Raw genomic sequence first — 21952 nt, forward strand, 5'->3', positions numbered from 1 at the left:
ACGTAGGCCTCGCTGCAGCGAGGCCTACGCAAACATCGGAGAGCGCGCAGATGGGCGAGATCACGGAGGCGGCACTTCAAGCGAAAAGCGCGTCTGCGCCGCGGTTCTGGCGCGATGATGCGTTGCCGTTCATCGAGGTGCGTTCCATTGAAGACGGTCGCGACGTCTGCTACGCGAAACACTCGCACGAAACCTTCTCGATTGGCGCCGTCACCGGCGGACGCAGCGAGTATCTGAATCGCCACGCGCGTGAATGGATCGGCGCGGGCGCAGTCGTCATGATGAATCCGGATGACGTGCATGCGTGCAATCCGGTAGCCGACGAACGCTGGTCGTATCGCATGATGCATGTCGATGTGGCATGGCTCACCGGCCTGCAACATGAGCTGGGTTTCAGCGAGAACCACGCGTTTCGCGCGTTCTCACAGACCATGACGACGGACGCAGGATTGTTCGACGGCTTGAACCGGCTGCATGCGATTCTTGTCGACCGCGACGCCGACATGCTGCGCAAGCAAAGCGCGGCCATCACCTTTTTCTCCGAAGTACAAAACACGCTGAATCCGGCGGTCTTGCCGGATCACGACGCGAGCCGCCAGCTCACGCGCGCGGCGGAATTCATTGCGGAAAACTGCACGCGGTCGCTGAAGCTGGAGGACATTTGCGAGGCGGCCGGTTTGTCCGCGTCGCATCTGATTCGCGCGTTCAAGCAACGCTATGGCATGACGCCGCACGCTTATCTGATCAACCGGCGTATTCAGTACAGCCGCGCACAACTCAAGCGCGGGCGCGTGATCGCCGATGTCGCACTCGACGCCGGTTTCGCGGACCAGGCGCATTTGCAGAGAACCTTCAAGCGATTGGTCGCAGCGACGCCGGGGCAGTATCGCAGTTGAATCCGTGTGCCGCGCGGCGTCTTCACGCTACAAGCAGATAAAGCGCACTCGCCGCGAGCAATGCTGCCATCACGCGATTGAAAAACCTCACACGCTGCGGTTGCTGCAAGTGTTTGCGCAGGAACGTGCCGGCGTACGCCCAACTGGCAATCGAGACATAACAGATCACGAAGTACACGACGCTGAATTGCCAGACGAGCCTGCCATCGCCGTCCGCCGCGTAGGCGCCCATGCCGGCCAGCGACGCGAGCCAGGCTTTCGGATTGAGCCATTGCATCGCCGCGCCATACGCGAAGGATGGTCCGCGAGCCGGTTTGTCAGCGCCGAGTTGGCCGTCGTCGACGGCGAGTTTGTAGGCCATGTAGAACAGGAAACCCACGCCGGCCCATTTGACGACGGTGATCAGGTTGGGGAAATGCGCGAGCAGTTCTTGCAGTCCCAAGCCGATCAGCAGAAGCAGCACGGTGAAGCCGACGGTCGCGCCGGTGACATGCCGCATGCTCGCGGCAAGCCCGTGCTGGGCGCCGGCGCTGAGCGCGACGATATTCACCGGACCCGGAGAAATTGAGCTGGCCAGCGCGAAAGCGGCCATGGAGAGTAAAGCGGTCATCGGATGCCTCGATACGGGTGCGCGCAGGATTTTGCGACGGCCAACGGTATCGGGCGAAGGGGCGGGGTGTATTGAAGGAAATTGCTGTGGACCGGACATACTCAACGTGTGAGGGCAGCCCGAAACGCAAAAAGCCCGGCCGCAAGGACCGGGCTTTTTGCTTTGAATCTTTGGTGGGGCGTGAGTGACTCGAACACTCGACCTACGGATTAAGAGTCCGCTGCTCTACCAACTGAGCTAACGCCCCCAACAGAAGCGAAATTATGCAGTAACTTTTCGGGCTTGCCAAGTCCCCTTCGCAGATTTCTTAAAAATATTTGCATCGCCGGCCCCGTGGCATTCCGCGACGGACGCGCTGTCGTGAAAAAGGCGCTGCCTGCATCGTCCCGGTATCATGTCGCGGACACCTTGCCGCACGAAGCCTCGCGCGGCTTTCGACCGGGGATTGCCATGGATGACAAAGAGATTATCGAATTGCTCGACCGCATCCTCGCGCCGTGGGTCCGTGCGCTCACCCTGACGCCGGTCAAGGTCGATGAGGAAGCCGCCACGCTTCGGCTGCCCTTTTCGGGCGGGCTGCGCCATGCAGGCGGCGTGATCTGCGGCCAGGTGTTCATGGCCGCGGCGGACACGGCGATGATCGTTGCCATTGCAGCCGCGCTCGGCGGTTTCAAGCCGATGACGACCGTCTCGCTCAACATCAATTTCATGCGCGCGGTGCGTAAGGGCGACGTGTTGATCACCGCCCGAGTGCTGCGCATGGGCCGCAATCTGGTGTTCGGCGAAGTCGAGTTATTCGACGAATCCGGCAACATGGCCGTGCACGCCACCACCACCTACGCACTGCTCGACTAAAACGGGCCAGAGAGCCGCATTAGAGGAAAAACCAGGATGTTCGATCAGGTCGTATTCGCCGGCGGCGGCAATCGTTGCTGGTGGCAGGCGGGTTTCTGGGATGTGACCCAGCCGGAGCTGCGGATCCGGCCGCGTGTCATCACCGGCATTTCGGCCGGCGCCGCCACTGCGTGCATGCTCTACACGCGCGATTCCGACTGGGTCATGCGCTATTACGAAGACGCGCTGCGCCACAACACCCGCAACGCCTACTGGGGCAATCTGCTGCGCGGCGAGTCGGTGTTTCCGCACTATCGCATCTACCGCCAGGCGCTACTCGACATCTACGGCGAGAAGTTTTCGACGCTCGCCGATGCGCCGGAAATCCGCATCGGCGTATCGCATCTGCCGCGCTGGCTCGGCGCGCGCAGCGCGGTCGCGGCGGGCCTGATCGCGTACAACATCGAAAAATACGTGCGCAAGACGCTACATCCGACGCTCGGTCAGACGCTCGGCTTTCATCCGGAATTCGTGCGTGCACAGGATTGCGCGAGCGTCGAGGATCTGGCGGATCTGATTTTGCAGTCGTCCAGTACGCCGCCTTTCACGCCCGTTTTGCGGCGCAATGGCCGGCCCGTGCTGGACGGCGGGATGGTCGACAACGTGCCGGTCGGCGCGCTGGACGCCGAGGCGCCGGGCCACGTGCTGGTGATGGTCACCCGCCTCTATCCGCGGCCGCAGATGTTCGTCGTGCCGCACGGCGTACAGCAACGGCTCTATGTGCAGCCGTCGCGCAAGGTGCCGATTTCCAGCTGGGATTACACGAGTCCTTCGCAGATGGTGCACGCGTACAACCTCGGCCGCGCCGACGGCGAGACCTTCCTCGAACGCATGCCCGATCTGCTGGAAGCCGGCGCGCACGAAGCGGCGCGGTGAATTTGAATTGAGCGTGGCGGCGGCGCGGATCCAGGCGGCGACAACCGAGCCGCTCGAGTCCGCTCGGCGCTCGCCGTGAAGCCCGGCGTTCTTAACGCCGACGGCCGCCCTGCAAGGCTTCCGGATTCGCCACGCTGACCGTATCGCCTGCGTCGAAAGCCAGAATGTTCTTGAATGCCGCCGTGAAATACTGCTCGTAGCTTTCGCGTTCCACATAGCCGATGTGCGGCGTGCAGATCACGTTTTCCATGCGCAGCAGGCTGTAGCCCTGCAGAATCGGCTCGCTTTCGTAGACGTCGATCGCGACCATGCCCGGACGGTTGTGCGACAGCGCATTCACCAGCGCGTTTTCGTCGAGCAGTTCGGCCCGGCTCGTGTTCACGAGCAGCGCAGTCGGCTTCATCCGCATCAGGTCTTCCTGTTTGACGATGCCGCGCGTGTCGTCGTGCATGCGCAAGTGCAGCGACAGTACGTCGCTCTGCTCGAACAGCACCTCGCGGCTCTCCGCCACGCCGTAACCGTCGGCGCGCGCGGCTTCGCGCGAATGCTCGCGGCCCCAGATCAGCACGTTCATGCCGAATGCCTTGCCATAACCGGCCACCAGCCGGCCGATCTTGCCGTAACCCCAGATTCCCAGGGTCTGGCCACGCAATACCTGGCCCAAACCGAAGTTCGGCGGCAGCGCCGATGTCTTCAGGCCGGACTGCTGCCAGGCTCCTTGCTTAAGGTTTGCTACGTATTGCGGAATCCGCCGTTGGGCCGCCATGATGAGAGCCCACGTCAACTCGGCAGGCGCGAACGGTGAGCCGGTGCCTTCGAGAACGGCAATGCCGCGCTCGGTACACGCGTTCAGATCGATGTGGCTCGAAACCTTGCCGGTCTGGCTGATCATGCGCAAACGCGGCAATTTATCGAGGAGTTGCGAGCTGATGCGGGTGCGTTCGCGAATCAGGACAAGGGCGTCGACTTCGGAAAGACGGCTTGCCAGCTGGCCGAGACCGCGGACGGTGTTGTTGAAAACCTTGACCTCATGGTCGGCCAGCAATTGAAAGCAGTCGAGCTTGCGAACGGCGTCCTGATAATCGTCGAGGATGGCAATCTTCATGGTATGTGTCTTGCGACGCACCTTGGTGGTGCGGAACGGAGTGTTATGCTGACTGTCCCACCATGTGACCTAGGTCACATGCCGGTCTGGCTGAATGCCTTACCGTAGTAGCTACCGCACAGAATGGCAGCGCCACGGCAAGGCCGATTGACATCGTTTTTAACAGTTTGTTGCGTGTTGAGGCAAGCCGCTTTACAGACGGTTGCAGAAGCCCGTCGGCTGGCGCCTCCGCTCAACAGGCTGTGTGGCCCGGAACGACCTGCACAATTGCGCGTCGGGTGGCAGGCACCCGGCGTGAAGAATTGAATGCCTCTCGCATGCAGCGTCTCTGGGCTTGTACCGTTTTTCTATTGCTTTTCAAAACGGAGACAAGTCGATGAACCACCCCTCATTCGAAGGACAGCCCACTATCGAGGCGCCCGCGTGGGTCAAACACCGAAAGCTGCTCGGCTGGGTCCAGCGCGTTGCCGCGAAGACCAAGCCCGACAGGATCGTCTGGTGCGACGGTTCGCAGGAGGAATACGACCGGCTTTGTGCGCAGATGGTCGAAGCCGGCACACTCAAGAAGCTCAATCCCGCGAAACGCCCCAATTCCTATCTGGCCTGGTCCGACCCGTCCGACGTGGCGCGCGTCGAAGATCGCACTTTCATCTGCTCGCAGCGCCGCGAAGACGCGGGTCCCACCAATAACTGGATCGCACCGGCCGAGATGCGCTCGACGCTCGACGGCCTGTTCGAAGGCGCCATGCGCGGCCGCACCATGTACGTGGTGCCGTTTTCGATGGGCCCGCTCGGTTCGCCGATCGCGCACATCGGCGTCGAACTGAGCGACAGCCCGTACGTGGTCACCAACATGCGCATCATGACGCGCATGGGCCGCAAGGTTTACGACGTGCTCGGCGAAGACGGCGAGTTCGTGCCGTGCGTCCATTCGGTCGGCGCGCCGCTCACGGCCGGCGCGAAAGACGTGTCGTGGCCGTGCAACGAAACCAAATACATCGTCCACTTTCCTGAATCGCGCGAAATCTGGAGCTATGGCTCGGGCTACGGCGGCAATGCGCTGCTGGGCAAGAAGTGCTTCGCGCTGCGCATCGCCTCGACCATGGGCCGCGACGAAGGCTGGCTCGCCGAGCACATGCTGATTCTCGGCGTGACCTCGCCGGAAGGACGCAAGCATCATGTCGCGGCGGCGTTTCCGTCGGCGTGCGGCAAGACCAACTTTGCGATGCTGATCCCGCCGGAAGGCTTGAACGGCTGGAAAATCTCCACGATCGGCGACGATATCGCCTGGATCAAACCGGGCAAGGACGGTCGCCTGTACGCGATCAATCCGGAAGCCGGCTACTTCGGCGTGGCGCCGGGCACGAGCGAAAAGACGAACTTCAACGCCATGGCCACGTTGAAGGAAAACGTGATCTTCACAAACGTCGCGCTCACCGACGACGGCGACGTCTGGTGGGAAGGCATGACCGACGAAACGCCCGCGCACCTGATCGACTGGCAAGGCAAGGACTGGACGCCGGCCAGCGCGAAGGAAAGCGGCCGCAAGGCGGCGCACCCGAACGCACGCTTTACGGCGCCGGCCTCGCAATGTCCGTCCATTGATCCCGACTGGGAAAATCCGGCGGGCGTCGCCATTGACGCGTTCATTTTCGGCGGGCGCCGCTCCACCACGGTGCCGCTCGTCACCGAAGCGCGCAACTGGGTGGAAGGCGTCTACATGGCCGCGACCATGGGCTCCGAAACGACTGCCGCCGCGGCCGGTCAGCAGGGCGTGGTGCGCCGCGACCCGTTCGCGATGCTGCCGTTCTGCGGCTACAACATGAGCGACTATTTCGATCACTGGCTGAAAACCGGCGAGCGTTTGGAGCAATTGAACGCGAAGCTGCCGAGAATCTTCTGCGTCAACTGGTTCCGCAAGGGCGCGGACGGCAAATTCGTGTGGCCGGGCTTTGGCGAAAACATGCGGGTGTTGAGCTGGATGGTCGGCCGGGTCGAAGGCTCGGCTCAAGGTGAGGAACATGCTTTCGGCGTGTCGCCACACTACGAGGACATCGACTGGAGCGGGCTGAATTTTAGCCGCGAGCAATTCGAGCAGGTCATTTCCGTCGACGACGCAGCGTGGCGCGCAGAACTCGCGCTGCACGCCGAGCTGTTTGACACATTGCAGCAAGGCCTACCGCCGGCGCTGACCAAGGCCAAACTTGCGCTCGAAGGGAAGCTTGCCGCTTGATCAGGTGAGTGTTCACTTCGCACGGAAACCGCCTTCGGGCGGTTTTTTTATCGGCGGTCCATCACGCACGGCGAGTTTTTCTGATTTTGCAACGCCGGTGCAACCGTTGCGTCTGTTCGAACAAAAAAGACAGTTCAAGCTGCAGTGCAGCAAATTGTTTCATTTCGAGAAACAATCGACGATCACGCCCCACATTGGGGAGTACAGTCGCACAAATATTGACAATATTTCCGCTTTGGCGGGCAACTTCTGCATGATTTCGCGAGTCGTAGGAGAATTCTAAGTTCGCTTCACTGGTTTTCACCAATTGTCAGGAAGCTGTAACACGGCAGGAGTTGTCCCATGGATCATTTGCAGTCGATGCGAGTTTTCGTCAGAGTGGCGGATCTCGGCAGTTTTGCCCGCGCTGCGAGCGCGATGGATATTTCCAACGCAGTGGCCACCCGTCACGTTGCCGACCTCGAAGGCCGTCTAGGTACGCGGCTGCTCAATCGCACCACCCGCAGCTTGTCTCTGACCGAATCAGGTCAGGTTTATCTCGAGCGCGCGCGCCAGATTCTCGACGAACTGGAAGACGTCGAGCAGATGGTGGTCGCGCGCAATCACGAGCCCGTTGGCACGTTGCGAATCGTCGCACCGGTCGTGTTCGGGTTGCACAATCTGGCGCCCGTGCTCCAGACGTACGCGGAGCGCTATCCGAAAGTCATTCCCGATGTCACGCTGGTCGACCGTCAGGTCGATCTGGTCGAAGAAGGCTTCGACGTGGGCGTGGTGATCGCGCGGCAAATGCGCAGCGCCAGCATCGTCACGCGGCGTCTCACCACGGGTTGCATGACGGTGTGCGCCACGCCGGCCTATCTGGAGAAGCACGGCATGCCCACGCGTCCGGAGCACCTGCTCGAGCATCCGTGCCTGAGCCTGCCCTCCGAATATTGGGGCGACGAGCGCGTGTTCACTGGGCCGGAAGGCGAAGTGCGCGTGCGTCCGTCGAACGTGATCGTCGCGAACAATACGGAAATGCTGCGTCAGTTTGCGTTGCTCGGCATGGGCATCGCGATCCTGCCGAGCTATCTGATCGGCCGCGACATGACGCGCGGCAGGCTCGTGCGTCTGCTCGGCGATTACCGGCTGCCGCAGGTCGAGATCAACATTGCTTATCCGAGCCGCCGTCACTTGCCGGCAAAGGTGCGCACGTTCATCGACCATCTGGTTGAGCATTTCAGCCAGACGCCGAATAGCCTGCTTGGTGAACAGTGGATCAAGGAGGACGGCCTTGGCCGGGCCGCCACGACGACGGCGCTCGATTCCGCAGATCCCATGCCGCCGGAAGCGTTCGACGGCGCTGAGCCGCTCTCACGCCTGCTGGACAGCGAGTTATCGCCGCTGCCGAAGACGCTGGCCAAGACGACGCCTCGCACTCGGCCCACGGCTTTGTCGCCGCTGTAAGCGGTGGATCAGTCAAGCCGGCAAAGCCGCCGACTGGCGCTTTCCGGCGGGCAAACAAAAAAATGCGCGGTCACGTTATGTGATCGCGCATTTTTTCATGGCAAGTTCAAAGTGAAGCAAGCCGGAAGCGAATCCGCTTCGGGCTTCCCGCCACCGGGTCGAATTACGAGCCGGTTTTGCGCGCCGCCGCTTTCTTGGCGGGTGCTTTCTTGGCCGCAGCAGTCTTGGTCGCCGGTGCTTTCTTCGCCGCCGCCTTCTTGGCTGCCGGCGTGGCCTTCACCGCCACCGACACTTCGTCGTCGTCCGATTCCGATTCCGGGGCGGCCTTGGCAGCCGACTTCGCCGCTGCGGTCTTCGCGGCAGTCTTCGCCGACGGCTCCTTCTTCTCGAACTCGAAACCGATCTTGCCGTCGTTCTGCTTGACGAGGAACGCCTTGAAGTTACGGCCGGTACGCGACGACTTGAAGTTCGTCAGCAGATCCGTGCGGCCTTCTTCGAGCAACTTGGCCATCTGTTCGCGAGCAATTTCCTGCTGCAGGATCACCTTGCCTGAGCGGAAGTCGCAAGTCTTCGGATTGGCGACCGAGTTTTCGCAGACGTAGCTCATGCCGTGCTCGAACACACGGGCCTTGCACTTCGGGCACGCGCCGACCGGTTGCTGATCGGAGAAGTCAGGCGGTTCGCCATCTTCGCCGCCCGCATCCTGACCGAAGTCGAATTCGAGCTTGTAGTTCTTGATCTCGTCGTCGAGCGAGAGCTTCAGGATCGCCGAGAACGGGCGGCCCATCTTGCTGCGGAAACCCGACAGCGGACCGATCGTCTTGTTCTGCAGCAACTCTTCGACTTCCGGAATTTCGAACTGACGTCCACCCGGAATTTTCGAAATCGAGAACTCGCATTTCGAGCAGGCAAAGCGCCGGTAGTTTTCCTTCACCTGACCGCCGCAGTTCGGACACGGCGTCTGCAACGTCGCGTAATCGCCCGGTATCGTGTCGGAATCGTATTCTTTCGCGCGCTTGACGATGGTCTGCGTCATGCGGGCGATTTCCTGCATGAACGCGTCGCGCGGCAGGTTGCCGCGTTCCATTTGCGAGAGTTTGTATTCCCACTCGCCGGTCAATTCGGGCGCCGTCAGTTCTTTCACGCCCAGACCGCGCAATAGCGTCATGAGCTGGAAAGCCTTGGCGGTCGGAATCAGATCGCGGCCTTCGCGGATCAGATACTTTTCACCCAGCAAACCTTCGATGATCGCCGCGCGCGTGGCCGGCGTGCCGAGCCCCTTGGCCGCCATGGCTTCGCGCAGTTCGTCGTCTTCGACGAGCTTGCCCGCGCCTTCCATGGCCGACAGCAAGGTAGCTTCGTTGTAGCGTGCGGGCGGTTTCGTCACCAGTTGCTGGGCGGCGATCTTGTCGGTCTTGACCTTTTCGTCTTTCTGCACCGGCACGAGGTTCGCGTCTTCGCCGCTGATCTCGCGGCCATAGACTTGCAACCAGCCCGGTTCGACCAGCACCTTGCCTTCGGTCTTGAAGTGATGGCCGACCACTTCCGTGATCCGCGTCGTCACCTTGTACTCGGCGGCCGGGAAGAACACCGCGAGAAAGCGCTTGACCACCAGGTCGTACAGTTTCTGTTCCGGTTCGGACAGATTCTTCGGCGCTTGCGCCGTCGGGATGATTGCGAAGTGGTCGCTGATCTTCGAGTTGTCGAAGATGCGCTTGTTCGGCTTCACCCAGCCCTTGTCGAGGACCTGTTTGGCATGCGGGAGATAGTTGTTGCTCTCCTTGAGCATGCCGAGCGTTTCTTTAACCGTATCCAGATAGTCTTCCGGCAGCGCGCGCGCGTCGGTACGGGGATAGGTCAGCACTTTGTGCTTTTCGTACAGCGCCTGGGCGAGGCCCAAGGTGTTCTTCGCCGAGAAGCCGAAGCGGCCGTTGGCCTCGCGCTGCAAGCTGGTCAAGTCGAACAGTGCCGGCGAGAGTTGCGTTGACGGCTTCGATTCTTCGCTCACCGTGCCGATCTGGCCGCGGCAAGCGGCGACGATCGTTTCAGCCGCGGGCAGCGCCCACAGACGCGAATCGCGTTTTTCCGGATCAAACTCGTCGCGCTTGAATTTCGGATCGAACCAGCGGCCTTCGTAGAAACCGGCCGCGCAGACGAACTCCGCCTTCACTTCCCAATAGTCGCGCGGCACGAAGCGGCGAATCTTCTCCTCGCGCTCAACCACGATCGACAGCGTCGGCGTCTGCACCCGCCCGACCGTGGTCAGGAAGAAGCCGCCGCCCTTGCTGTTGAACGCGGTCATGGCCCGCGTGCCGTTTATGCCGACCAGCCAGTCCGCTTCCGAGCGGCAGCGCGCCGCATCGGCGAGCGGCTGCATCTCTTCGTCGCTGCGCAGACGGGCGAAGCCGTCGCGGATCGAGCCCGCCGTCATGGATTGCAGCCACAGGCGCTGCACCGGCTGCTTGGCTTTCGCGTGCTGCGCGATCAGGCGGAAAATCAGCTCGCCCTCGCGCCCCGCGTCACATGCGTTGATCAAACGGTCGACGTCTTTGCGCTTGAGCAGCTTGGTCAGCACCTTCAGGCGCGACTCGCTCTTGGCGATCGGGTTGAGATCGAAGTGCGGCGGGATGACGGGCAGATTGGCGAAACTCCACTTGCCGCGCTTGACTTCATAGTCTTCGGGCGCGGCGATTTCCAGCAGATGGCCGACTGCCGAGGAAAGGACGTAATCGTCGCTTTCGTAGTACTCGTCATGCTTGGTAAAGCCGCCTAAAGCGCGCGCGATGTCGTTCGCGACGGAAGGCTTTTCGGCGATGATCAGTGCTTTGGACATGACTCGATGTGAGGTTGGTAGATCAGGGTTGATGGCCGTGAGTGCGCTCAAATTGGCGCGACCCTCGTTTGCGACCTTTGCGACCCATTAACGACCGCTTTATAGCACACGGCGCGAGACCGGCGTGTCAAGTGCCATAAAAGCGCGAAATCAAAATTGCGTGCTCAGGCATTGGGCAAGCTGCGGCAAACGCCTTGTACGCCGCTCGCAACGCCCGGGCCGCCGGGCTCGCAAGCTGGCGCGCCTGACTCAGGCGACCGCCAGCGCGGGCCGCAGTTTGGGCGCACCGCTGACGCCGGGCACGGCCGTCAGATCAGACAACATCCGTTCCACAATCGCCGCCTGCGGCAAAACCGTGCCGAAGAATCGCGTCGTAACCGAATCTTCGATCAGGATGGTCGGAAAATTCTCCACATCCAGATCCTCGAACCGGTCCGCATGGGTCTCGATATCGATCCATGCGAAACAGATTTCCGGATGCCGGTCGGCCAGCTTGTCAAAAGCGTCCTGATACTCACGGCAGGTTCCGCACCATTCCGCGCACAGGCAGGCAACGAACAGCGTTTCGGGTTCGTTGACGCGCTCGGCAATCCGGTCTTGATCGGTGTCGAGGTTTAGCGCGGGCATGGCGGTTCCTTGCGTACTTTTGTCAGGTGCTTTGGCGCGAATGTAGCATGGCCGATCGCGAATGGTGGTCAACTCTGATCAATGCGGGGTCGGCCGTGGCTTGCCCGCATGAAGCGGCCGCCGGGCAGCAAGGTCACCTGGCCGGCGAGTTCGAGTTGCAGCAAGGCAGTTTGCAGGGCCGCGTCCTCCATCTCGGTGCGGGTAGCGAGAATTTCAAGCGTGGTGGGCGAATGGCCGAGCGCGGCGAGGAGGCGCTGTGCTTCGGGATTGGCGGGCGGGCAGGGCGGTGTGGCGGCCAATGCTGCTCCTGCGGAGTCGGCCGGAGATGCTTCTGTCGGCTGAAGCGCTGCCAGATTCGGCCGATCCGCTGCCGCGCCGCTGCCCGCTGGCGTATTTCGCGAATCGGCACCGTTCCAAAAGATGGCATGCGCCGAACTCGAAGCCGCCCGCGGGGCCGCCCGCCGCGCGAAACCCAGCTCCTCCAGCACTTCATCTGGCGTTTCCACCAGCTTCGCGCCCTGCTTGATGATTCGATGACACCCGCGCGACAGCGGTGCGTGAATCGAACCGGGCAACGCGAAGATATCGCGCCCCATCTCATTGGCGAGCCGCGCCGTGATTAGCGAACCGGAGCGCATCGCCGCTTCGACGATCACCACGCCACTGACGAGCCCGGCGATCAGACGGTTACGCTGCGGAAAATTGGCGGCGCGCGCGGGCGTGCCGAGCGGCCATTCGGAGAGAATCGCGCCCTGCACCGCGATCTGTCGCGCGAGCGCGTGATGCGCGGCCGGATACACGAGGTCCGCGCCAGTACCGATTACGGCGACGGTTCCACCGATGCCTTCCAGGCCGCCCCGATGCGCGGCGCCGTCGATACCGAGCGCGAGCCCGGAGACGACAGTGACGCCTGCCATCGACAGCTCTCGCGCGAATCGCTCCGCGTCTTCGACGCCTTGCGGCGTCGCGCTGCGGCTCCCTACAAGGGCGACCGCTCGCGTGTGCAGCAGGTTCAACCGGCCCTTTATATATAGCAGGGGCGGTGGATCGGGCATGGTCAGCAGCGCCGGCGGATAAGCGGGGTCGTCGAGTGTCACGACCTGATTGCCGGGTTGCTCGCGCCACGCGATCACCGCGTCCAGTTGGGCGTCGAAATCGGGGCCTGTCGGCGCCAGCGCCGCGCGTGCCACCGCCTCACCGGCAATCTCGGCGAGCGCCTCGGGCGCTTGATCGAATATCGCTTCCGGTAATCCAAAAGCCCTCAGCAGTAAGCGCAGTGCCCCGGGTTTCAGCCCCGGTGCGAGCGCAAGCCGCAGCCAGGCGGCGAGTTCAATATCGGTTGCAGGCAAGGTGTGCATTGCGGGTCGATCCTCCTACAGAGCCAGCGGGCAGGCGGGCGCCATGCTAAAATTTTCATCATCCGAAATAACTGCAGCGCCGCGCCCACCCGCGCGGGCTCGTCGTCTAGCGCAAGTGGCGCGTTGAATCGAACCGGTTCGACGCCATCTATCCTCTGCGCAACGCGACGGGCTCACAACCTGGCCGAAAGGCCAACGCGAGCCTTCCACCGGTCAGCGGCGCCCGAAAATCACACTCAAGATCATGGCTTTACTTAACATCCTCAATTACCCGGACAAACGGCTGCACAAGATCGCCAAGCCGGTCGAAGCGGTCAACGACCGCATCCGCCGCCTCGTCAAGGACATGGCCGAAACCATGTACGCCGCGCCGGGCGTCGGCCTTGCCGCGACCCAGGTGGACGTGCACGAGCGCGTGATCACGATCGACGTGTCGGATGACCACAACGAACTGCTCGCCTTCATCAACCCCGAAATCGTCTGGTCGAGCGACGAAAGGAAGCTGTCGGAAGAGGGCTGTCTTTCGGTGCCGGGCATTTACGACAACGTCGAGCGCGCCGAGAAAGTGCGCGTGCGCGCGCTCAACGAGAAGGGCGAAACCTTCGAGATGGACTGTGAAGGCCTGCTCGCGGTGTGCATCCAGCACGAAATGGATCACCTGATGGGCCGCGTGTTCGTCGAGTACCTGTCGTCGCTGAAGCAGACGCGCATCAAGAGCAAGATGAAGAAGCTCGCCCACGCGATGTAATGCGCGTTCACCCCGTCTACCGCCCCCGTTCATGAGTCATTCGTTGCGCGTCATCTTTGCCGGTACGCCGGAGTTCGCCGCGGCCGCGCTGGGCGCGATCCACAGCGCCGGTTTCCCGGTGCCGCTCGTATTGACCCAGCCGGACCGGCCCGCCGGGCGCGGAATGAAATTGCAGGCGAGCCCGGTCAAGCGCTATGCGCAGGAGCACGGACTGGCCGTCGCCCAGCCGCCTTCACTGCGTCGCGTCGGCAAATATCCGGCCGAAGCCGCTGGCGCGATCGATCAACTGCGCGCCACGCCGCATGACGTCATGGTCGTGGCCGCTTACGGCCTGATCCTGCCGCAGGAAGTGCTCGATATCGCGCCGCTCGGCTGCATCAACATTCACGCGTCGTTGTTGCCGCGCTGGCGCGGCGCCGCGCCGATTCATCGCGCGATCGAAGCGGGCGACGCCGAAACCGGCATCACGCTGATGCAGATGGACGTCGGCCTCGACACCGGCGCGATGATCTCCGAAGCGCGCACCGCGATTTCCGCCGACGACACCACGGCGACCTTGCACGACCGTCTCGCGCAGGACGGCGCGAAGCTGATCGTCGAGGCGCTGATCGAACTCGAGCGCACCGGCAAACTGGCGGCAACGCCGCAACCCGCGGACGGCGTGACCTACGCGGAAAAGATCGGCAAGCACGAAGCCGCGCTCGACTGGCGCCGCCCGGCGGCAGTGCTCGCGCGTCAGGTGCGCGCGTTCGATCCGTTCCCTGGCGGCGTCGGCACGCTTGAAGACGGCACGTCGATCAAACTTTGGGCCGCGGTTCCCACTGATGGGCAAGCCAACGGCGCACCGGGCACGATCACCGACGTCTCTCCCGAAGGCGTAGTCGTGGCCTGTGGCGAAGGCGCGCTGCGTCTCACGCAATTGCAGAAACCCGGCGGCAAACGCCTGCCGGTGCGCGAATTCCTGGCCGGCTCGACGCTGGCTGTGGGACAACGCTTTCAACTGCCCGAAGCAAAGTAACGCCGTTGCGCATGACTTGAACATCGTCCATTCGGCCGATGTTCAAGACCCCCGCTGGACAGGCCTGCCGCGCGTTAGAATCCTCTATGCAACAGCCTGGATTTCGAGGATTCCCATGTTCGGCATCACCCATTTCGAGTTTTTCGTCGTCGCGGTCTTTCTTCTGAACGTGACGCCCGGTCCCGATACGGCTTATATCGTTGGGCGCAGTGTCGCTCAAGGCCGAGGCGCGGGTCTCATGTCGGCGCTTGGCATTTCCGCCGGCTGCTGCGTTCACTCGCTGGCCTGCGCGTTCGGCTTGACCGCGTTGCTGGCCGCGTCGGCCACCGCATTTACGGTCATCAAGTTCGTCGGCGCTATTTATCTGATGTATCTCGGGGTGCGCTTGCTCTTCGCCAAGCCAACTGCCGATGAGGCTGCGGGCGAAGCGCGCGCGGCCGGCGCGCCCAAGTCGCTGCGCCAGCTTTTCCTGCAAGGCTTCTGGACTAACGTGCTGAACCCCAAGGTGGTGCTGTTTTTCGTGTCGTTCTTCCCGCAATTCGTGACGACCGGCAGCGACCACAAAGCGCTCGCCTTCCTCACGCTGGGCGCGGTGTTCGTCATGATGAGCATGGTCTGGAACAGTTTTGTCGCGTGGATCGCGGGTAGCGTGACGCGGCGTTTCTCTGGCCAGCCGTCGGTGAAGAAATGGTTGGATCGCGGCGTCGGCAGTGCTTTCGTCGGCTTGGGAATCAAGCTTGCCACCGCATCAAGATGATTGAATTTTCCTGACGCGCCCATATCTAACATTTCGCTTACAATCGGGCGCCGCGATCACGCGGCGCAGATATGAACCCGCGTTAGGGCAAGGAGTTGCAGACATGTTCAATTGGGTCAAAACCGCGATGTTGATGGCCGCGATCACGGCCCTTTTCATCGTGATCGGCGGGATGATCGGCGGGTCGCGCGGCATGACGATCGCGCTCGTGATCGCCCTTGGAATGAATTTCTTTTCGTACTGGTTCTCGGACAAGATGGTCCTGCGCATGTACAACGCGCAGGAAGTCGATGAAACCAGTGCGCCGCAGTTCTATCGCATGGTGCGCGAACTCTCCACACGCGCCGGCCTGCCTATGCCGCGCGTCTACCTGATCAATGAAGACGCGCCGAACGCGTTCGCCACTGGCCGCAATCCGGAACATGCGGCGGTCGCCGCTACCACGGGCATTCTGCGCGTGCTGTCCGAGCGCGAAATGCGCGGGGTCATGGCGCACGAACTCTCGCACGTGAAGCATCGCGACATTCTGATCTCCACCGTTTCGGCCACCATGGCCGGCGCCATTTCCGCGCTGGCGAACTTCGCGATGTTCTTCGGCAGTCGCGACGAAAACGGCCGTTCCACGAACCCGATCGCGGGCATCGCCGTCGCGCTGCTGGCGCCGATCGCCGGCGCGCTGATCCAGATGGCGATTTCGCGCGCACGTGAATTCGAGGCCGATCGCGGCGGCGCGCAGATTTCCGGCGACCCGCAAGCGCTCGCTTCGGCGCTCGACAAGATCCATCGTTACGCGAGCGGGATTCCGTTTCCTACAGCCGAGCAGCATCCGGCCACCGCGCAGATGATGATCATGAATCCGCTGTCGGGCGGCGGCATCGCGAATCTGTTCTCCACGCACCCGGCCACCGAGGAACGCATCGCGCGTTTGATGGAGATGGCGCGCACGGGGCGCTTCGAATAACGCCGCCTGGTGCTTGTGCGGTGCGAGGAAAGGCGAGTCTGCGGGCTCGCCTTTTTTATTCCGGCGCAATGGAGCGAGAGCGAGTGGAGGCGCTGCGGGATCACGTGAACATCAGTTTCTTCACTGGCGTGTGAGGGTCCGCACCGGATCGTTGAACCTACGTTTCAGATCCCGGCTTTCGTGGCCGCCGTGGATGTGCATTCGGTACGCTTACAGACTGCCCGTGGCCTGTGCGCCGCGCCGCGCCAGGCCAGGCCCGCACCTAATCGCTGAGCCCGCGCTTCAGTCCCACGTCTTCCCGCTCGTCGCAGATCCGCAATCGCCACGCTCAAGACCGCCCGGCGGCCCGTCCGCCGCGCCACGCTACAATGTGTGTTGATTGCGTCGCGCGCTCCGCGCGGCCCGCCTTAGCCTTATTCATGACCACAAAGCCTTCTTCGCGTACTGCTTCCTCTTCGGCGCGTCCGCGCGAATCCCGTTTGTCGATGGTCCATCTCGCGCCCGAATCGCTCGGCTTCGCGCTCGACTGCGCGGGCCAGGCGGTCGGCGCCGTGCGTCTCGGCGCAGCCTTGCCGGCCGCGCTGCATTCCGTCTTCGTGGCCGCGCCCGAGGGCAACGCCGCCGCCGCGCGCGGCGCGGTTCAGGACATCGCGTACCGCACCATGCGGCGTCTCGCGACCGCCGAGTGGCTGATTGCGAAGCTGGTGAAAAAGGCGCCGCCGCCGCACGTCGGCCACGTGCTCGCGTGCTCGCTGGCGCTTCTCGTCGACGACGAAGCGAACGCTGCCTACGCACCGTTCACGGTCGTCGATCAGGCAGTGAGCGCGATCGGCGCGCGTCGTGAATTCGCGTTTGCCAAGGGTCTCGTCAATGCAGTGCTGCGCAATTTCCTGCGCGAGCGCGAAACGCTGCTGAGCGCCGCGCAGGACGACGAAGTGGCGCGCTGGAACTACCCGGCTTGGTGGATCGACGCGGTGAAGCGCGCCTGGCCCGACGCATGGCAGTCGGTGCTGGGCGCCGGCAACACGCAAGGTCCGCTGACGCTGCGCGTGAACGCGCGTCACTCGACAGTCGACGCCTATCTGCAAGTGCTGCAAAACCATCACATTGCCGCGAGCAAGGCCGGCGATTACGCCGTCAAGCTCGCTACGCCGATGCCGGTCGACCGCATTCCGGGCTTCAACGACGGCGTCGTCTCGGTGCAGGACGCCGGCGCGCAACTCGCCGCGCAACTGCTCGGCGTGCGCGACGGCATGCGCGTGCTCGACGCCTGTGCGGCGCCCGGCGGCAAGACCGGCCATCTGCTCGAACTCGCCAAACTTCAGCTCGTCGCGCTCGAAAGCGATGCGTCGCGCGCGCGTCGTATCGACGAAAACCTGCAGCGCCTCAAACTCGAAGCGGAAGTGCGGATCGGTGACGCGGGCGCGCCGGCGAAATGGCACGACGACATCGACCAGCCGTTCGACCGGATTCTGGCCGACGTGCCGTGTTCGGCGTCGGGCATCGTGCGGCGCCATCCGGATATCCGCTGGCTGCGCCGCGCGTCCGACATTCCCGCGCTGGTCGCCGAACAGCGCCGCATTCTCGACGCCCTGTGGCCGCTCGTGAAACCAGGCGGCGAGTTGCTCTACGTTACGTGTTCGATCTTTCCCGAAGAAGGCGAATTGCAGGCGCAGTGGTTTGGAAACAAGTATCAGGATGCGGTACGATTGGACGCGCCGGGGCAACTGTTGCCTTCAGTCACTCGCGCGCCCGCCGACACATCGGCCGGTTCTCATGCCGGACAACCCGCTGAAGACAGCGCCGGCGCGAACTCAGACCACGACGGATTCTTCTACGCGCGCTTTCAGAAACGGTGACCATCAAACGCTTCTTCCCGCTTCGGCTCGCTGCCGTGCTCTGGATCGCGCTGGCCGTATGGCTGGCGGCGCCGGGCGTGGCGCACGCTGACTCGATCGCGGTGCAGCGGGCGTCGCTGCAATCCGACAACACGGGCTGGAATCTCGACGCGCGTTTCGACTTCGATCTGAACAGCAACCTCGAAGACGCGGTCAATAAAGGCATTCCGCTTTATTTCACGACCGACTTCGAACTGAGCCGGCCGCGCTGGTACTGGTTCGACGAGCAGCCGGTGAGCGTGTCGCAAAGCATTCGCCTGTCGTTCCAGCCACTCACGCGCGAGTACCGCGTGTCGAGTGTGTCGTCCGGCGGTTTGCAACTCGGCTTCACCACGCTCAAGGATGCGCTCGCGGTGATCAAGCACATCACATCGTGGCACGTGATCGAACGGAATGAAGTGCGTGTCGGCGAGACCTATAACGCGTCGGTGCGGATGCAACTCGACATCGCACTGATGCCCAAACCGTTTCAGATCGACGCGGTGAACAACCGCGACTGGAATCTCACTTCCGAATGGAAGCGCTTTACCTTCACGGTGACCGAACGTGCTAAATAAAGTGCGCTCCGCTACCAGTGTCAGCAGCATCGTCGTGCGCGTGCTGGTGTCGACGGTCGCCGTCACGGCCGTGCTGCTGCTCGTGCTGCTGGCCGCCGCCAGCGCGAATACCGAATTCTTCGACCGCTATTACCAGTGGCTCTACGCCGCCAACCTGGTGGTCGCGATGATCTTTTTGCTGGTGGTGGCGACGCTCGTCATCATCATCATCGCGCGGCTGAGAAAGGGTAAGTTCGGCACGCGGCTATTGGCGAAACTTGCGTTCTTCATGGCGCTGGTCGGCGTGGTGCCGGGCGGCATCATCTACGTCGTGTCGTATCAGTTCGTATCGCGCAGTATCGAGTCGTGGTTCGATGTGAATGTGGAAACAGCGCTCACGTCCGGTTTGAATCTCGGGCGCGGAATGCTCGACGCGTCGCTGTCCGATCTGCAGACCAAGGGCCGTTTGATGTCGGAACAGTTGGCGAGCGCGGACGCCGCCGGCACCACGCTCACGCTGCTGCGCTTGCGCGATCAGTTCGGCGTGCAGGATGCGACGATCGTCGAACCTACGCGCAGCATGTCGGGCGCGACGCCGGATATGCACGTGGTCGCGCAGGCTTCCGGCAACTACGCGACGCTCGTGCCGAACGATTTGCCCACGCCGCTGATGATTGAGCAGGCACGCGGCCGAGGCTACGCGGCGATCGAAGGCGAAGTGGACGGCGATTCTCACGCGCATGGCAGCAAGGGCGCGTTGCGGCTGCGCGTGGTGCAACGCATCCCCGATTCGAACGCGTCGTTACTGCAGCCCACCGAACGCTTCCTGCAACTCACGCAGGCGGTGTCGCCCACGCTCGCGCGCAATGCCGACGCGGTGCAGCGCGCCTATCGCGAGTACCAGGAGAAGGCGCTCGGCCGCACGGGTCTGCGCAAGATGTATATCGGCACGCTGACGCTCGCGCTGTTCCTCGCCACCTTTATCGCGATGATGCTGGCGCTCGCGCTCGGCAATCAGCTTGCGCGGCCGCTGTTCCTGTTGGCGCAAGGCACCAAGGAAATCACGGAAGGCGATTACACGCCGAAGCGTGAAATCAAATCGCGCGATGAACTGGGCTTTCTCACGCAGTCGTTCAACGCGATGACGCGGCAGTTGTCCGAAGCGCGCGCGGCCGTCGAGAACAACCGCATTGCGCTCGAACATTCGAAGGCGTATCTGGAAAGCATTCTCGCCAACCTGACCGCGGGCGTGTTCGTGTTCGACCGGCAGTTCAGACTGACCACCGCGAATCGCGGCGCCGAGCGCATTTTCCGTCAGCCGTTCCAGGCCGTGATGGGTTCGGCGCTGGATCAGATCGGCGTGCTGAGCGAATTCGGCGGCATGGTCCGCAAGGCGTTTGCCGATCGCGAAGCCGCGAGCGGCGACGGTCACGACGATCGCGGCCACTGGCAGCAGCAGTTCTCGGTGCAGGTGCCGGGCGAAACCGAGCCGCTCACCTTGCTCGTGCGCGGCGCGCGGCTCGTCTCCGCGACGGACCGCGACGCGGAAGACATGCAGACCTCCGGCTACGTCGTGGTGTTCGACGATATCTCGGACGTGATCTCCGCGCAGCGTTCGATCGCGTGGGGTGAAGTGGCGCGGCGGCTCGCGCACGAGATCAAGAATCCGCTCACGCCGATCCAGCTCTCCGCCGAACGTCTGCAGATGAAGCTCGCCGACAAGCTGTCGCCATCCGATGCGGATGTGTTGAAGCGCGGCGCGACCACCATCGTGAACCAGGTCGCCGCGATGAAGCAGATGGTCGACAACTTCCGCGACTACGCGCGCACACCGCCGGCGGTGCTCGCGCATCTGCAGCTGAACGATCTGGTCAGCGAAGTGCTCACGCTGTACGGTATCGAAGAGGGCAAGGGCGCCATTCAAGTGGAGCTTGCCGCGTTGCCGGCGATTCGCGGCGACGCGACGCAATTGCGTCAGGTGATTCACAACCTGCTGCAGAACGCGCAGGATGCGGTTGCAGACCTCGAGCATCCGCGTGTGTTGCTCGAGACGAGGACAGTAGAATACGGAGACCCCGACGCGGAAGGCAAAGTCCACGTCGCGGTGCGTCTCACCGTGTCGGATAACGGAGCGGGCTTTCCCGCGCGTATCCTCACACGTGCATTCGAACCTTACGTAACGACCAAGGCCAAAGGTACGGGCCTGGGTCTTGCGATGGTCAAGAAGATCGTCGACGAACACGGCGCGCGCATCGACATCCGCAATCGGTTGAAAGCGGGCGATGTCATCGAGGGCGCGCAGATTTCGATCCTCTTCCTTCAACTGGCAGACGATGGCGCGGCACCCGGAATGGGGCCGCGTTCGGCGCACGGCAGTGCGTCGCAGGGAAAGACAAAAGCAACAGTGCAGACAAGGGCAGCGTAAATGGCAACCATCCTGGTGGTAGATGATGAAATGGGCATCCGGGAATTGCTCTCGGAGATCCTGAGCGACGAAGGGCATGTCGTGGAGGCCGCGGAAAACGCGCAGGAAGCGCGCGAGTTCCGTTTGCGCCAGGCGCCCGACCTGGTGCTGCTCGACATCTGGATGCCCGACACCGACGGCGTGACCTTGCTCAAGGAGTGGGCCGCGCAAGGGCAACTGACCATGCCGGTGATCATGATGTCCGGTCACGCAACCATCGACACGGCGGTTGAAGCAACCAAGATCGGCGCACTCAATTTCCTCGAGAAGCCGATTGCGCTGCAGAAGCTGCTGAAGGCCGTCGAACAGGGTCTCGCGCGTGGCACGGCAGCGGGTGCGCCCGGCGGCGCGGCGGCCAAGCCGGTATTGCCGGTGAGTGCTTCGGCCGTGGCTTCGGCGGCGGCATTGCCGATGCTCTCGACCGACGGCATGGGCAGCGGCGCGCTGGCTGCGCAAACGGCCTCGATCTCGTTCGATATTCCGCTGCGTGACGCGCGCGACGCGTTCGAGCGCGCGTACTTCGAATATCACCTCGCGCGTGAGAACGGCAGCATGACGCGCGTGGCGGAGAAAACCGGGCTGGAGCGCACGCACTTGTACCGCAAGCTTAAACAGCTCGGCGTCGATCTCGGCAAAAACAAAGGTGAGTGAAACGCGGAAGTGAAGCCGGCGTTAAACATGCGGAGTTCGCT

General features: G+C 62.8%; 19 protein-coding genes and 1 tRNA gene. 14 read left to right on the forward strand and 6 right to left on the reverse strand.

Going from position 1 to position 21952, the window contains the following annotated elements:
• Nucleotides 1–50: 50 nt before the first annotated feature.
• A complete protein-coding gene (locus HF916_RS28140; RefSeq protein ID WP_168792204.1) occupies nt 51–896 on the forward strand; it encodes an AraC family transcriptional regulator in 846 nt (281 codons plus the stop codon).
• 22 nt (nt 897–918) lie between these two features.
• Here HF916_RS28140 and HF916_RS28145 read toward each other — a convergent pair whose 3' ends face one another.
• Both HF916_RS28145 and HF916_RS28150 read right to left on the reverse strand, forming a co-directional pair.
• Nucleotides 919–1506, reverse strand: a complete 588-nt coding sequence (locus HF916_RS28145) for a LysE family translocator (RefSeq protein WP_168792205.1) — start codon at nt 1504–1506, stop codon at nt 919–921.
• A gap of 171 nt (nt 1507–1677) precedes the next feature.
• Nucleotides 1678–1753 (reverse strand) — tRNA-Lys (locus HF916_RS28150).
• Between the two features lie 203 nt (nt 1754–1956).
• Between HF916_RS28150 and HF916_RS28155 the strand changes: the two genes are divergently transcribed.
• Together HF916_RS28155 and HF916_RS28160 are read left to right on the forward strand one after the other, a co-directional pair.
• Nucleotides 1957–2361, forward strand: a complete 405-nt coding sequence (locus HF916_RS28155; RefSeq protein ID WP_168792206.1) for a PaaI family thioesterase — start codon at nt 1957–1959, stop codon at nt 2359–2361.
• 36 nt (nt 2362–2397) lie between these two features.
• Nucleotides 2398–3276, forward strand: a complete 879-nt coding sequence (locus HF916_RS28160; RefSeq protein WP_168792207.1) for a patatin-like phospholipase family protein — start codon at nt 2398–2400, stop codon at nt 3274–3276.
• Between the two features lie 91 nt (nt 3277–3367).
• Here HF916_RS28160 and HF916_RS28165 read toward each other — a convergent pair whose 3' ends face one another.
• Complete coding sequence (locus tag HF916_RS28165; protein ID WP_168792208.1) at nt 3368–4381, reverse strand: D-2-hydroxyacid dehydrogenase family protein; 1014 nt, start codon at nt 4379–4381, stop codon at nt 3368–3370.
• Nucleotides 4382–4757: 376 nt separating this feature from the next.
• Between HF916_RS28165 and HF916_RS28170 the strand changes: the two genes are divergently transcribed.
• The 3 genes from HF916_RS28170 to HF916_RS28180 are packed head-to-tail and all read left to right on the forward strand — an operon-like array spanning nt 4758 to nt 8060.
• The gene (locus tag HF916_RS28170; RefSeq protein WP_168792209.1) at nt 4758–6614 is read left to right on the forward strand and encodes a phosphoenolpyruvate carboxykinase (GTP); all 1857 of its coding nucleotides are present in this window, start codon (nt 4758–4760) and stop codon (nt 6612–6614) included.
• Nucleotides 6604–6897 carry a hypothetical protein gene (locus tag HF916_RS28175; protein ID WP_168792210.1) on the forward strand — a complete coding sequence of 98 codons (294 nt, stop codon included), beginning with the start codon at nt 6604–6606 and terminating at the stop codon, nt 6895–6897. Before HF916_RS28170 ends, HF916_RS28175 begins: the two co-directional genes overlap by 11 nt.
• Nucleotides 6898–6956: 59 nt before the next feature.
• Nucleotides 6957–8060 carry a LysR family transcriptional regulator gene (locus HF916_RS28180; RefSeq protein WP_106302791.1) on the forward strand — a complete coding sequence of 368 codons (1104 nt, stop codon included), beginning with the start codon at nt 6957–6959 and terminating at the stop codon, nt 8058–8060.
• 163 nt (nt 8061–8223) lie between these two features.
• Here the strand turns inward: HF916_RS28180 and HF916_RS28185 are convergent, their stop codons facing one another.
• The 3 genes from HF916_RS28185 to dprA all read right to left on the reverse strand — a co-directional run bounded on the left by HF916_RS28185 (nt 8224) and on the right by dprA (nt 12878).
• Complete coding sequence (locus HF916_RS28185; RefSeq protein WP_168792211.1) at nt 8224–10893, reverse strand: DNA topoisomerase III; 2670 nt, start codon at nt 10891–10893, stop codon at nt 8224–8226.
• A 249-nt stretch (nt 10894–11142) separates the two neighbouring features.
• Nucleotides 11143–11520 carry a thioredoxin family protein gene (locus HF916_RS28190; RefSeq protein WP_168792212.1) on the reverse strand — a complete coding sequence of 126 codons (378 nt, stop codon included), beginning with the start codon at nt 11518–11520 and terminating at the stop codon, nt 11143–11145.
• A gap of 68 nt (nt 11521–11588) precedes the next feature.
• Nucleotides 11589–12878 (reverse strand): DNA-processing protein DprA, encoded by a 1290-nt coding sequence (gene dprA, locus HF916_RS28195; protein ID WP_168792213.1) that lies wholly within the window; start codon nt 12876–12878, stop codon nt 11589–11591.
• A gap of 244 nt (nt 12879–13122) precedes the next feature.
• On the opposite strand from dprA, the gene def reads away from it, so the two are divergent.
• The 8 genes from def to esaR all read left to right on the forward strand — a co-directional run bounded on the left by def (nt 13123) and on the right by esaR (nt 21911).
• Nucleotides 13123–13626, forward strand: a complete 504-nt coding sequence (gene def / locus HF916_RS28200) for a peptide deformylase (RefSeq protein ID WP_168792214.1) — start codon at nt 13123–13125, stop codon at nt 13624–13626.
• Nucleotides 13627–13657: 31 nt separating this feature from the next.
• On the forward strand, nt 13658–14644 hold the full coding sequence (gene fmt / locus HF916_RS28205) for a methionyl-tRNA formyltransferase (RefSeq protein WP_168792215.1): 987 nt from the start codon (nt 13658–13660) through the stop codon (nt 14642–14644).
• Nucleotides 14645–14759: 115 nt separating this feature from the next.
• Nucleotides 14760–15401 (forward strand): LysE family translocator, encoded by a 642-nt coding sequence (locus tag HF916_RS28210; protein WP_168792216.1) that lies wholly within the window; start codon nt 14760–14762, stop codon nt 15399–15401.
• A 103-nt stretch (nt 15402–15504) separates the two neighbouring features.
• Nucleotides 15505–16362, forward strand: a complete 858-nt coding sequence (gene htpX / locus HF916_RS28215; protein WP_116143378.1) for a zinc metalloprotease HtpX — start codon at nt 15505–15507, stop codon at nt 16360–16362.
• A 419-nt stretch (nt 16363–16781) separates the two neighbouring features.
• The gene (gene rsmB, locus HF916_RS28220) at nt 16782–18221 is read left to right on the forward strand and encodes a 16S rRNA (cytosine(967)-C(5))-methyltransferase RsmB (RefSeq protein WP_168792217.1); all 1440 of its coding nucleotides are present in this window, start codon (nt 16782–16784) and stop codon (nt 18219–18221) included.
• Nucleotides 18218–18817, forward strand: coding sequence for a DUF4390 domain-containing protein (locus tag HF916_RS28225; RefSeq protein ID WP_168792218.1), 600 nt, complete (start codon nt 18218–18220; stop codon nt 18815–18817). Before rsmB ends, HF916_RS28225 begins: the two co-directional genes overlap by 4 nt.
• Entirely contained in the window at nt 18807–21221 is a 2415-nt protein-coding gene (locus HF916_RS28230; protein ID WP_168792219.1) for a sensor histidine kinase, read from the forward strand. Before HF916_RS28225 ends, HF916_RS28230 begins: the two co-directional genes overlap by 11 nt.
• On the forward strand, nt 21222–21911 hold the full coding sequence (gene esaR / locus HF916_RS28235; RefSeq protein ID WP_168792220.1) for a response regulator transcription factor EsaR: 690 nt from the start codon (nt 21222–21224) through the stop codon (nt 21909–21911).
• Nucleotides 21912–21952: the final 41 nt, after the last annotated feature.

Origin of the sequence: Paraburkholderia aromaticivorans (assembly GCF_012689525.1) — a bacterium.
In the GTDB taxonomy this organism is placed as follows: domain Bacteria; phylum Pseudomonadota; class Gammaproteobacteria; order Burkholderiales; family Burkholderiaceae; genus Paraburkholderia; species Paraburkholderia aromaticivorans_A.